Raw genomic sequence first — 12,578 nt, 5'->3', positions numbered from 1 at the left:
TTGAACACTGGCTTTTACAGAGTTCGCTTCAATGAAACGAGCACTACAGAACACATTCGTACAGAGGCTGTTCGTTCTGAAGCAGTGAGATCTTTGAGCCTTTTGGGAAAGGCTTGGTTAATTCAGCATTACGAAGTAGCACCACTTTTTCGCTATGCTCATCGACATTCAATTTCGCAGTAAACTGAAAGTTACCATCGTTTCGAATCTTGATGCTTTGGTTGTCACACGCAAACTTAACATCTTGCACCTGCTCACCTTTCTGAACATAAACAGGCACATAACTGTTGATGTGAAAGTTCAGTTGAAAGGCTGAACCATCACTGTTGGTTTTACTTGAAGACAACGCAATGTCTGATAGCTCTGCAGCTTTTGCTATTGGGGAAAACCACAAGTAAGCACGATATTCACCATCAGCCATGTCAGCAGGTAAAGCATTCATACGTAAGCGAACCGTGCGTCTTTGATTGGGTTTAAGTTCACGAATTATTGGTGGTGACACTTTAATCCAACTAGCGATATCTTCTGATTGCGCGATATTAGCGTCAGTTCGAACTAAGCCACTAGCCTTTACCGGGCGATAAATCGGTTTTATCTCCAAGCGAATCGGTTGATTTGAATTGTTTTCGACGACGATTTTTTCAGTCACCGAAGTGTCGGCATCCAGCACAAAACGAGTCGGTGCGATGAGTAACTGAGCATAGGCTTGTGTTGTGAAGATTAAGCCGAGAACACATGAGATAAACAACTTCATTTATAATTAACCTCAAAAGGGATTGTACTGGTGTAAAGGCCTGCTGGGTGGTTAGCGCCGATTTTCACTTTGGCACCAATACACAATAATTTGCTTCTTCCATTCCCTTTGATTTTGGCTCTACCACGCTTTGATAAGCCACAACCAAAATAAAACTTTCTAATACGCAGGCGTTTGGATTTACGAGAATGGTTTAGATATTGCTTGGAAGGGAGAGAAACCACGATTTTTTTACCAGGCTCACCTTCAACATAAAAACGAACCACATAAACCTGACTATTGGATGGGTTTGAATCCGCATTCTGGCCCGACCCAGAGATATACATACCCGGAAATTTCACTTCCATATTCTCAGGAATAATTTCTAGCGCATGAAAAGGGCTGGAGTAAATCATCAGACCAATATAAATCGCGTATTTGAATAGAACACTCATAGTAAAAGCGGCTGCTTTATAGCAGCCACAATATTACACTGGTTTCATTTAATTACTGGTAAGTAACATCTACTGCAACGTTAGCAGTATATGTACCAGCAACTAATGTCGCACTTGAAGTACGTGCAGTACCACCAATATTAAGAGCCGCAGTACCACCGGTAAGAGTAATAGCGTTATTAAAGTCGAATTCAGCTGCAATCGTATTTACGCCGTTAACCAAGTTAGTATCAGAAATACTTACTGTTACTGCATCACCAGATTCTCCAGAAAGAGTAAATGCCGCAGCTCCAGCATCACCTTGAGCGATAACAACGTCCGTTGTGTTGTCTGAAGTGATGATACCGAAGTCAAGATCACTTGTTTTTGTCATTGTAATTGCTTGTTTTACTTCTAGTGTTGCATCAAAAGTGTCACTCACAGCGAAAACGTTCGCTGAAGAGATAGAAAGTGCAGATACAGCAACAACCTTAAAGACTTTGTTCATTTCTTTAATCCTTTATATAAAATCGGCTTTATTATTAGGGTTACCTAATAGTCAATCAAAGTTAACAATTAAGTAACAACAATCCTATTTAGAAAATATATATATTGACACTTATTTATAAAGAAATGAGGCGCAGTGAGAATAAGATCACGTAAATTGATATAAATAACACTAACAATAATAATGGTATTGGATCATTTTCACCAATTATATATAAAACTGGTTTTACACTTAATTCCTTTATTTTTGTACGTAATTATTTCTATAAAAAGACCTTAATTAAATTAACCCTAAAATAAAGAACAAGAATAAACCATTATTATATTCAAGGTTAATTACTATATAGATCGCCGTGTTGCAATGTAGTCTCAGAAGTGAAACACACTGACAATTAAAATAAATTGTAATAAAAATGAAATATTAGAGTTTTCTTTATATCCAATTCAAACACAGATTATAGGAAGTATTAAAAATGAGACAGACATAACGCTCCAGACAAATTAACCCCGACAATCATAAATACCGAAAAATTAATTAAATCTAAGAGGATTGTATTGCGAAAAACACCTTAACTGGACAGAGCCTAGACAGGAAAGTGAAGCAGTTTAAACATCTGCGCTGCGGTTTAGACATAAGCACAGCGGATTAGCCTCAGGTACAGGTACAGGTACAGGTACAGCAGATTAACCACCAGTCAAAAAACAACGAGATGTTTCTAATCACACAGCTTTAGAGTAAAAGACAAGCAAACTCATTCGCGGTAAACCTGAAACCCGACTCATCGCCTTACAACAGCTAAGGTGAAAAGATAGGTAAAAAAGAGGTACACCGGCAGAATTGTGACCATAGAAAAGCCACAATTGGATTCAAAACCTTCCCTACCGACTCGATTGAATAGTAAAGCACCGTTTTCCAGCAATTTATTTGTGATCTGGGTTGCACGCGTACCGCATACTATCAGATACTGAACAAAACTAACCTTCAGCCACAGTAAACGTTCTGCGCTTGCTGTTCAGGAATTTCAATGAGTTCAGATAATCAGCCGACCTACTTCTTTTTCGATTACGAAACGTGGGGCGTTAGCCCAGCAAAAGACCGTCCGAGTCAGTTTGCGGGTGTTCGTACCGACCAAGATTTCAATGTTATTGGAGAGCCTCTGGTTATCTATTGCCAACCTCCCGCTGATTACCTCCCTGCGCCTGAAGCTGCACTGATCACCCGTATCACACCACAAAAAGCGGCTTCACAAGGTCTTCCTGAACCAGAGTTTATCGCTAAGATCCATGCAGAGTTGGCGAAACCAAACACCACAAGCCTTGGCTACAACAGTATTCGATTCGATGACGAGGTAACGCGTTACACCTGCTACCGAAACTTCATCGACCCATATGCGTGGAGCTGGCAGAACGGCAACTCACGTTGGGATTTATTAGATGTAATGCGCGCTGTTCATGCACTGCGCCCTGAAGGCATTGTTTGGCCAGAGAACGAAGAAGGTTATCCAAGCTTCAAACTGGAACACCTATCTGTGGCAAACGGCATTGAACATGAGAACGCACACGATGCGATGGCCGATGTTATTGCAACCATCGAGTTAGCGAAGAAGCTGAAAGCTGCACAACCTAAGATGTTCGATTACCTCTACAACATGCGTCATAAGCGTAAGCTGAATGACCTGGTTGATATTGTAAACATGACACCATTGATGCACGTTTCGGGCATGTTTGGCCGTGACTGCAACTACACAAGCTGGATTGTGCCTATGGCTTGGCACCCAACCAATCAAAATGCCGTTATCGTGGTTGATTTAGCCAAAGATCCAAGCCCACTGTTAGAACTGGACGCTGATGAACTCAGAGACAGACTCTACACCAAACGCAGTGAACTGGGTGAAGACGAGCTACCCGTACCAATCAAATTGGTTCAACTGAACAAGTGCCCTATTCTTGCTCCAGCTAAAACGCTGACGGCTGAAAATGCCGAAACCATCGGTATTGATCGCCAACAATGCTTGAAGAACTTGGCACTGCTGCGCGAACACCCAGAGATCCGCGAAAAACTGATCGGCCTGTACTCACAAGAGCGAGAGTACGAAAAGAGTGATGATGTTGATACACACCTTTATGACGGTTTCTTCTCACCTGCTGATAAAACAGCGATGAACATCATTCGCGAAACTGACCCAAATAACTTGGCAGCTTTAGATATCACCTTCGGTGATGAACGTATTAAACCGTTACTGTTCCGTTACCGTGCTCGTCATTTCCCATGGACGCTCGACGAAGCTGAGCAATTGAAATGGGCGAACCATTGTCGTGAGTTTTATGAAAGCCGTTTAGAAGAGTACATGCTAAACCTTGAAAACCTCGCGCATGAACATGAAAGCGACGAGAAGAAAATGGCTATCTTGAAGGCGGTTTATCAATACGTAGAAAAGTTAGCTAGCTAATTCCATTATCAAGAGACGTAACACTTTGAAAGAAAGATTGATCCAACTGGTTTACTGCTTAATCTCCTTCACCTTAATCATAGGTGCACTTACAGCAGGTAACGCGTTACAGCACTTTTTGGATACCTCAATCCCTGGCAGTATTTTTGGCATGTTGATTCTGTTTGCCGCCATGGTGATTGGTATTGTTCCTTCGCACTGGGTACAACCCGGCGCAAGCTTGATTATCCGCCTAATGATCTTACTGTTTGTTCCGATCAGTGTTGGGTTGATGGATCACTTCGACATGCTCATCGCGAACGCATTGCCAATTATGGCGAGCGCCGTTGGTGGCACGTTGCTGGTGTTGGTGTCCTTATCATGGTTTTTAGACCGCTTGCTTTCGAGAGGTAACTGATCATGTGGATTCTACTCACCATCGTGGTATTCCTGTTTGCTCGCTGGGTAAGTCAAAAAGTAAACTCACCGCTGTGTAATCCCCTACTGATCAGCATTGGTATCATCATTCCGATACTCACGTTCTTCAAAGTACCGTTTGAGACTTACTATGCCGACAACACCTGGATTACCTACATGCTTCAGCCTGCGGTTGTTGCACTTGCTTACCCGCTTTATGAACAGCTACCTCAAATCAGAGCCAACTGGCGCATTATTACCTTTGCTTGCACGCTAGGCAGTGTGATGTCGATGGCAACGACAGCATTAATCGCAGTGGCTTTTAAAGCGGACTTAACTTTGATTGCGAGTTTATTAGGTAAGTCAGTCACCACACCAATTGCGATGGAAGTATCGAGCCATTTAGGTGGTGAAGCAGCAATTGCGGCAATACTGGTATTGATTGTTGGTCTATTTGGGGCAATTTTTGCTTATCCAATCTACAATCTCATTGGTATTAAGAGCCCTATCGCGCGTGGTTTAACCATGGGTACCGTGTCTCACGCTTTAGGTACTGCGACCTGTGCTGAAAAGAATCAGGAAGATGCTGCATTCAGTTCTCTAGCGCTTGTGCTCTGTGGCGTCATTACCTCGATTATCGCACCGAGTATATTTTCGCTTGTGGTTTGGTTCTACTCTTAACCACTTTGATTACAGTTTATACGCGCTCTAAATAGATGAGTTGGTAAATTGCTAAACTCACTGGTTCGCGACTTTTAAGCGTTACAGATATCAATAAGCCCAAGCATAACCTGATTATTTCAGTGATAGCTTGGGCTTTTTTCTCTCATTTATTCATCAATACGTGACAAACCAAACTCAATTTCAAGCAATAAGTGCGATATCAATGGTAGTTTTTACTCTTGCAATCGATTTCATCTGTGACCTCACTCTAATTGTGCAAACCAATGTAACAACAACAACACAGTAGTGATCAAAGTCACAGAAAATTCCTGAGCATTGCATAGAATTAAAGCCTAAGGTCAATTAAGGATTCAACATGAACAGTCGTATTACCCTGGCGCTGGAAAGTGCTCCAACAGCAATCAAAGCACTTTTGAGTGACATCGTATTAGCAGACAACTTTGACGCGACATTGTCTCCAGAACAATTTGCTAGCCTACTGCAAGCAAGTGGTTTAGCGGATGACGAGCTACGTATTGCGCTACTTCCTTTTGCCGCAGCCTATTCTTACGCTCCGTTATCTGACTTTTATGTTGGTGCAATCGTGCGTGGTTTGTCTGGCACTCTGTATTTTGGTGCAAACCTTGAAATCGCTGGTGCTCAACTTGGCCAAACAGTACACGCTGAGCAATCTGCAATCAGCCACGCTTGGATGAAAGGCGAACAAGGTATCTCTGATATCACAATCAATTTCAGCCCTTGTGGCCACTGTCGTCAATTCATGAACGAACTGACCACAGCAAAAGAACTTAAAGTTCAGCTTCCACAACGTGATGAAATGTCTCTGCAAGAGTACCTACCAGACTCATTCGGCCCTGCTGACTTAGGTGTGACAACTGGCCTAATGACTAAGCTTGATCATAAACACACGACTGAAGAAACAACGCCTATTGTTGTAGAAGCGCTAGCAGCACTAAACCGCAGCCATGCGCCTTACACCAAAAACCTAAGTGGTGTTTCACTGCAATTGACGTCGGGTGAGATTTTCACCGGTGCTTACGCTGAAAACGCAGCGTTCAACCCGAGCTTACCTCCTCTACAAGTGGCGTTGATTCAACTTAAACTGGCTTGCTTCGATTTTGAACAGATTGAAAGTGCAGCGTTGGTTGAAATTGCCGAAGGTAGCATCAGTCACCTAGCGGATACGCAATCTACATTAGAAGCGATTAATCCCGACATTCCAGTGACTTACTTAGCAATCTAAGTACATCTAATTAACAAAATTTTAAATAAGCAGCCCTATTTAACGGGGCTGCTTTTTTTATACCTGTAATTAACGCAACAACTTGCGCAAACGTTTGCTTTTGCCATTGAAATAAGTATGATCACCCCGTTTTCAATCAATCGCTCAAAAGATCGGAAGGAATTTCTATGTTTGGTACTGCTACTCGTGAAAATGCTACTCGTGTACTTCTATTAGGTTCAGGTGAACTCGGCAAAGAAGTTGCTATCGAGTGCCAACGTTTAGGTTTGGAAGTTATTGCTTGTGACCGTTATGCAGACGCACCAGCGATGCAAGTTGCGCATCGTAGCCATGTATTAGACATGTTAGACGGCGATGCACTTCAAGCGATCATTGAACTAGAAAAGCCAGATTATGTGGTTCCTGAAATTGAAGCTATTGCCACCAGCAAGTTGGTAGAGCTAGAAGCGCAAGGCTTAAATGTCGTCCCCACTGCAAATGCGACTAAGCTAACGATGAACCGCGAAGGTATCCGTCGCCTAGCTGCAGAAGAGCTAAAACTGAGCACTTCTCCTTACCGCTTTGCAGACACCTTTGAAGACTTCGCTGCCGCTGTTGAATTCGTGGGCATGCCTTGCGTTGTTAAGCCAGTAATGAGCTCTTCAGGTAAAGGCCAAAGCGTTATCAAAACAGAGGAAGACATTCAGAAGTCTTGGGACTACGCACAAGAAGGCGGTCGTACTGGTGCGGGTCGTGTGATCGTTGAAGGCTTCATCGACTTTGATTACGAGATCACGCTTCTAACCGTTCGCGCAGTCGACGGTGTGCATTTCTGTGCGCCTATCGGTCACCGCCAAGAAGATGGTGATTACCGTGAATCATGGCAGCCACAAGTCATGTCAGACAACGCACTTAAAACAGCGCAATACACCGCTGAACAAGTGGTTAATGCACTAGGTGGTCACGGTATCTTCGGCGTAGAGCTGTTTGTTAAAGGCGATCACGTTATCTTCAACGAAGTATCCCCTCGCCCACACGATACTGGCTTAGTGACTCTTATGTCTCAAGACTCATCTGAATTCGCACTGCACGTACGCGCGTTTACCGGTATGCCGATCAAATCCATCACGCAATACGGCCCATGTGCATCAGCGGTTATTCTTGGTCAAGGCACTTCAACCAACATTCGTTTTGAAGGTCTTACAGAGGCGCTAGACGCACCACAGACGCAAGTTCGCTTGTTTGGTAAACCTGATATCGATGGTCGCCGTCGTCTAGGTGTGGCGCTTACTCTTCGCAACAGCACTGAGACTGCGATTGAAGATGCAATTGAGAGTGCTTCTAAAGTAAAAGTAATTTACTAGCTGCTAATTACTATTTTCTAGCTAATGACTACTAATTGGTAACGACTAACTCAGATCTGAAACATTACGTTCTCGCATCTGAACAATCACGACTTCAAACCTGAACAACAAAAAAGACGGGCTATCGAGCCCGTCTTTTTGTTGGTGTTATCTTTTTTATTGAAGCGGTCTTTTCGCTAGAGAGCTCACTGCGCTTAAGCGTCTGACTCAATCAAGTACACTTCTTCACTAAATCGAGACAAGCCTTTTTTGGCAATCTTCGGATGTTCATCGTCTGCAATATCTTGATTCAACAATGTGATTTTGTATCCCGCGAACAACTGATCAATCTCTAGTTTAGGTACGCTAAACGGAGGCCCTGCCATCTCGTTTTGGTCGTAATCCAGAGTCACTAGAAGGATCTTACCACCCGGTTTCAGTAGTTGTTTCAAACGCTCTACATACTGCACTCGCATCTCTTCAGGCAATGCGACTAAAGACGCGCGATCATAAATGGTATCGACAGGCTGGATTGGCGCTGAGAAGTAATCGCCCGTGTAGATGTTCAGTTCATCGAATTGATACAGCTCGTGCTGACCGCTGATTTGAGTCACAGTCGGGGTGTAAAGGTGCTCTGCAAAAAATGCGCGAACCGCAATCTGGCTGAGTTCGACACCTTGCACATCACTATGCTTTGTCGCCAACCAAATCAAATCTTCACTCTTACCACAAAGTGGAACAAACACACTTTTCTCGTAGCTAGGCTCAGTATTTTCCCAAAATTTAATCAGAAGTGGGTTTACATCTTCGAGGTGGAAACCAATTTGGTTGGCTGCCCATTTATTGTGCCAAAATTCAGGATTATTCATCTTTCGTTCATGTTAAACAGTCATAATGCAAGGGTACAGTATAGAGAGGTAAGAGCAACCTTAGCTTGGTTTAAAGTACCACATTGGTTTCGATGAAATCAGAAACTGGCTAAGTTCAAAGTTCTAATAATTGCGGAACTAACGGTTGGATTATTTGTCTATATCTTCACATTTTAAAGCAATATTAAACGTTAAAGTTGGTTTCTGTCTTAGCTAGCCCCATTTAATATGTAGTGAGTTTAGTTAAGCTGTTTTTACTCTTGTGCGTTACTGGTTACCCCTTTTAACTACCCGTTTTTGTAACCTTGTATTTTGGAGTTTGAATGAGTGTATTTCTCCGTACGACGGCCCTAATGCTATTGGTATTGAGCCGAGCGCCTGCATTCGCAGCAGCACCTGTTTCAACAAGTTCGACTGATCAAACGCGCACTCCTGCGCAAAACCAAGTTTCATCAAACGTATTCCGTCATAGTTTGAGCGGCCTTTACGGCATCAAAGCCTTCGACTCACGCCCGACTCAGCCTTACACCGACTTCGATATTCTGTACAGCAAAGCGCATCAAGGCCAAGCTGAACTAGAAACTATCTGTAAAAGTACTGCCCTACTCACCAATTCTGAAGCGCTATTTGCTGGCGTTAAATCTCAAGCTCGTGCAGAAGAAAAAATCGCCCTTGAGCTTGATGGTGATGTGACAAAAATTACCGACTTAGCCCGTGCAACTATTATCGCGAATGATGTCGAGAGCTTGGTTGAAGTTTACGAAGCGCTAAGCCGTGAAGCAGACGTTGTTAAGCTGAAAAACAAGTTTAAATCACCAGCTGACTCTGGCTACCGTGACCTTAACTTGTTGGTTCGTTTGCCAAAGACCAACATCATTGCAGAGGTTCAACTTCACTTAAAAGCGATTGCTGATGTGAAAAGTGGCCCTGAGCACGAGCTTTACGAAATCATCCAAGGCATTGAGCGTCACGCAATTGCAGAACAACGCCCTATCAATGACATTGAAGCAGCACAAATTAATAGCCTAAGACGCCAATCTTTAGAGCTTTACCAACAAGCATGGCAACCTTACATTACCACGCACATCAAAGCGGCTTAACCACTGGCATAAACGCTTATCACAAACAAGAACGACAAAGGGCTGCATAATCGCAGCCCTTTGTTTTATTTACTGTTTAACCTATCGTTACCTATTGTTTTATCTATAAAATCTCGTAAAAATCAACTTAACCAACTTCCCACAAAGCCTCACTTATTGGTGATAATACTCTTTAGTCCGATTGTATAAATCTAATGGCTTCAACGTGCTATAAAACGCCGCAGCATCTTGTAAGTCTTCATCCGAAAGGTGTTTCACCACCGACTGCATGTACAAATCTTGGCGCTCATCGCTTTTAAAATTGCGCAGCTGCTTAAGAATATACCCAGCTTTCTGACCTTTGATGTTTGGATAAGATTGTACGAAGGGAATGATCTTGTCACCATGGCACTGACTACATAAGTTCTGTACCAACTTTTCACCTGAAACTAAACTAGGTATGTAATCTTTGGTGGTTACCTTGCTATCGACAAGCGTTTCAACCTCAGTTTTAGCTTCCGCTTTAAGCTTCGGTGCTGGTTCCGACTCTATCCCTAATGATTCGACTCGCGAGGCAACTTTATCTTCAGTGCTCGGCTGTTCATCAGTACACGCCGATAACGACAAAACTACTGCTGCAGCGGCTATCGCAATAGCTCTATTAGCAACAACTCTATTAACAATCGCTCTATTAACAACAGCTCTATTAACTACAGCTCTATTAACTACAGCTCCATTCGCAACAATTCCATTTACAAGAGAGTTCCGTTTTAATCGATTGATGATCATTGGCTCTCTCCCGGCATAGGTGGCATCAAGGCGCTATCAATAGGCTTACGACGATACTTGTTCATATCGATGCCTTTGTCTTGATAGTAAGTACTGAGGTAGTCCAATACTGGATCCCAAGTATCCGACAGATCCCACAGCCCTTGAGTGTCGACCATCCATTGAATGGTTTCACGCCACTGCTCTCTGTTACCGCTGTTCTGAGCAACGATTAAGCTGGTATGGCAGGCGTTACATTGCCCTTTCACGGTCTCCCAACCGGGTGCCATAATTAGACCCGACGTTTTGTCTACGCCGTAATACTCTTTCGGATTCTCTGGAACTTCATCAGCATGAACAAGCATCGACGTTAACAAGCTGCACACCAATGCCGCTCTCATTATGCCTTTACGGTAACTGCGCTGACTGACAGGAGTGGAGTCTGCATGAAATGAGAGGCCATCAATCAAATTGACTTGTTTCGAACGGCCATAATTAGGCTTATTGGAAATAGATGGCATCACGACACTCTTACAGCAATACGGTGACAACCATTGAACAGATAACCTTTAGGGTTCCATTGCGGTTGTACGACTGGCTGGCTATCCCCTTCACTGTCGGTTGCCTTTGCCCAGATCTCGTAATAACCAATCGTAGGAAGGTCTAAATCAGCTTCCCACTGTTGCCACGCGCCCTTATTTACTGGCTTGTTCAGCTTCGCATCATGCCAAGTAGTTCCGTAATCGTAACTCACTTGCAACTTCTCAACGGTTCTCAAGCCAGCCCAAGCATGACCACTGACTTTGACCTTCTTACCTAACGTAAACTCAGTGCCACTCTTTGGCGAAGTAATTAACGATTTAACGATCATCTCTTCAATGATTCGGAAATCTTTGTTATCTACTTTCTCACCCGGAGCGATTGGGTTCTTAGGCACTTGATAGGCAGGAGCCGCCATCTTGTGCCCATCATGGATCTTATTTCGAATACTGATGCCAGTCGTGCATTTCTGAGAAACAGAAGCCGGTCGGCCGCCAAATACCGTTCGTAGCGGGTAACCATGAAGATAAGGGATCGGCTCGCCATTCATTTCCCATGCGATTAACGCGTTATCGTTCATCGCAGCTGCAATGGGAACGCCACGTGAAATCGCCTCACCTTTACCACTCAAGTGCTTATCAAAGCCATGGTTACCGACGTAAACCGCATCATCTTTAATTCCACAGTCTTTAAGCACATCACTCAGCAACACACCTGTCCACTGTGAACAATAGACGCCAGCATTGCTCCATTGATTGCCTTTGGTGCTTGGATAGAAGTTATTACGGCTGTTACCACCACACTCCAACACAAGGCTTTGCGTGTGATGCTTAAACTTCGATTTCAACTCTGCGATCGTATAGGTTTTTCTCTTTTTTACCGATTCACCTTTCACTTCGAAGGTCCAAGTCTCTGGGTCCATCTCCGTAAAATCTGGCATCAAGCCATTCCAACGAACAAAAGGAACATCTGCAGGAGTCACAGCAGGCGCAAGCATACTTTCTGGCGGATACGCATTCAAAGGGTTGGTATTTAAAACGGTGTAGTAATCCGGTAGATCTTCAGCTTTTGCCCACGTTAATGCATTGATGTCCAGTGCAGCTAAACCTTCAGGGCGATTCGCGGCAAATACCCACGACACCGGCAATGCAGATACTGCGGTTGCTGAAAGCGCGGCTTTAAGAAACTGTCTTCTATCTAAACTCATTGTGGTGACCCTGTGTTGTTCAGTTGGTAAAAGTAATTGGCTAACTTCTTGATGTCTTCTTCTGACAATAGTTGCACGACTTTGGACATCGTTTTGTCCTCACGCTTACCACTTTTAAAGTCAGTCAGTTGCTCAGTAAGGTAGACTTGGTTTTGCCACTTAAGGTTAGGGATAGAGGGAAACGAGGTGTCGTTGTTACTGCCATGACAAGCAATGCACATATTGGCGAGTTGCTGGTACTCCGCTGCCGAAGCGACAGTCGATAAAAAGAGTAACATCAAAGCTAAAGCGGACTTACGCAAAGCTTCTCCTTAGATTTAGATCAACAAAATAGATTAACTGGCTG

The 12,578-nt window shown here is 43.5% G+C and carries 14 protein-coding genes; 6 read left to right on the top strand and 8 right to left on the bottom strand.

The features are described 5' to 3' along the window. Positions 1 to 43: 43 nt before the first annotated feature. Genes OCU90_RS07455 through OCU90_RS07445 form a run of 3 tightly spaced genes read right to left on the bottom strand, consistent with a single transcriptional unit; the run spans position 44 to position 1,675 of the window. Positions 44 to 754, bottom strand: a complete 711-nt coding sequence (locus OCU90_RS07455; RefSeq protein WP_061025245.1) for a fimbrial biogenesis chaperone — start codon at positions 752 to 754, stop codon at positions 44 to 46. Further along, the gene (locus tag OCU90_RS07450) at positions 751 to 1,188 is read right to left on the bottom strand and encodes a DUF4402 domain-containing protein (protein WP_004734872.1); all 438 of its coding nucleotides are present in this window, start codon (positions 1,186 to 1,188) and stop codon (positions 751 to 753) included. Before OCU90_RS07450 ends, OCU90_RS07455 begins: the two co-directional genes overlap by 4 nt. 52 nt (positions 1,189 to 1,240) lie before the next feature. Continuing rightward, positions 1,241 to 1,675, bottom strand: coding sequence for a DUF4402 domain-containing protein (locus OCU90_RS07445; protein ID WP_004734871.1), 435 nt, complete (start codon positions 1,673 to 1,675; stop codon positions 1,241 to 1,243). A 1,024-nt stretch (positions 1,676 to 2,699) separates the two neighbouring features. On the opposite strand from OCU90_RS07445, the gene sbcB reads away from it, so the two are divergent. The 5 genes from sbcB to purT all read left to right on the top strand — a co-directional run bounded on the left by sbcB (position 2,700) and on the right by purT (position 7,790). After that, positions 2,700 to 4,124, top strand: a complete 1,425-nt coding sequence (sbcB, locus tag OCU90_RS07440) for an exodeoxyribonuclease I (protein ID WP_017091224.1) — start codon at positions 2,700 to 2,702, stop codon at positions 4,122 to 4,124. Positions 4,125 to 4,149: 25 nt separating this feature from the next. After that, positions 4,150 to 4,521, top strand: coding sequence for a CidA/LrgA family protein (locus tag OCU90_RS07435; RefSeq protein WP_004734867.1), 372 nt, complete (start codon positions 4,150 to 4,152; stop codon positions 4,519 to 4,521). Between the two features lie 2 nt (positions 4,522 to 4,523). Beyond that, positions 4,524 to 5,201: an LrgB family protein gene (locus OCU90_RS07430; RefSeq protein ID WP_061025247.1), complete on the top strand. Its 678-nt coding sequence runs from the start codon at positions 4,524 to 4,526 to the stop codon at positions 5,199 to 5,201. 358 nt (positions 5,202 to 5,559) lie between these two features. Next, positions 5,560 to 6,447 carry a cytidine deaminase gene (cdd, locus tag OCU90_RS07425; RefSeq protein ID WP_061025249.1) on the top strand — a complete coding sequence of 296 codons (888 nt, stop codon included), beginning with the start codon at positions 5,560 to 5,562 and terminating at the stop codon, positions 6,445 to 6,447. 167 nt (positions 6,448 to 6,614) lie between these two features. Beyond that, the gene (purT, locus tag OCU90_RS07420; protein ID WP_061025253.1) at positions 6,615 to 7,790 is read left to right on the top strand and encodes a formate-dependent phosphoribosylglycinamide formyltransferase; all 1,176 of its coding nucleotides are present in this window, start codon (positions 6,615 to 6,617) and stop codon (positions 7,788 to 7,790) included. Positions 7,791 to 7,984: 194 nt separating this feature from the next. Here the strand turns inward: purT and OCU90_RS07415 are convergent, their stop codons facing one another. Next, a complete protein-coding gene (locus OCU90_RS07415; protein WP_061025256.1) occupies positions 7,985 to 8,638 on the bottom strand; it encodes a thiopurine S-methyltransferase in 654 nt (217 codons plus the stop codon). Positions 8,639 to 8,961: 323 nt separating this feature from the next. Between OCU90_RS07415 and OCU90_RS07410 the strand changes: the two genes are divergently transcribed. Next, a complete protein-coding gene (locus OCU90_RS07410) occupies positions 8,962 to 9,738 on the top strand; it encodes a RelA/SpoT domain-containing protein (protein ID WP_017077978.1) in 777 nt (258 codons plus the stop codon). Positions 9,739 to 9,891: 153 nt separating this feature from the next. Here OCU90_RS07410 and OCU90_RS07405 read toward each other — a convergent pair whose 3' ends face one another. From OCU90_RS07405 to OCU90_RS07390, 4 genes are read right to left on the bottom strand one after another with little or no spacing between them, the layout of a single operon-like run. Continuing rightward, a complete protein-coding gene (locus OCU90_RS07405) occupies positions 9,892 to 10,506 on the bottom strand; it encodes a c-type cytochrome (protein WP_061025259.1) in 615 nt (204 codons plus the stop codon). Next, on the bottom strand, positions 10,503 to 11,006 hold the full coding sequence (locus OCU90_RS07400; RefSeq protein ID WP_061025261.1) for a hypothetical protein: 504 nt from the start codon (positions 11,004 to 11,006) through the stop codon (positions 10,503 to 10,505). The genes OCU90_RS07405 and OCU90_RS07400 overlap by 4 nt, the downstream gene beginning before the upstream one ends. Then, positions 11,006 to 12,232 carry a molybdopterin-dependent oxidoreductase gene (locus OCU90_RS07395; protein WP_061025263.1) on the bottom strand — a complete coding sequence of 409 codons (1,227 nt, stop codon included), beginning with the start codon at positions 12,230 to 12,232 and terminating at the stop codon, positions 11,006 to 11,008. The genes OCU90_RS07400 and OCU90_RS07395 overlap by 1 nt, the downstream gene beginning before the upstream one ends. Then, positions 12,229 to 12,534 (bottom strand): c-type cytochrome, encoded by a 306-nt coding sequence (locus OCU90_RS07390; protein ID WP_061025265.1) that lies wholly within the window; start codon positions 12,532 to 12,534, stop codon positions 12,229 to 12,231. The genes OCU90_RS07395 and OCU90_RS07390 overlap by 4 nt, the downstream gene beginning before the upstream one ends. Positions 12,535 to 12,578: the final 44 nt, after the last annotated feature.

It is taken from the genome of Vibrio splendidus, from assembly GCF_024347615.1.
GTDB classification, from domain to species: Bacteria; Pseudomonadota; Gammaproteobacteria; order Enterobacterales; family Vibrionaceae; genus Vibrio; species Vibrio splendidus.
Note: the sequence above shows the minus strand (reverse complement) of the source record. Positions and strands in the feature narration are given on the sequence as shown.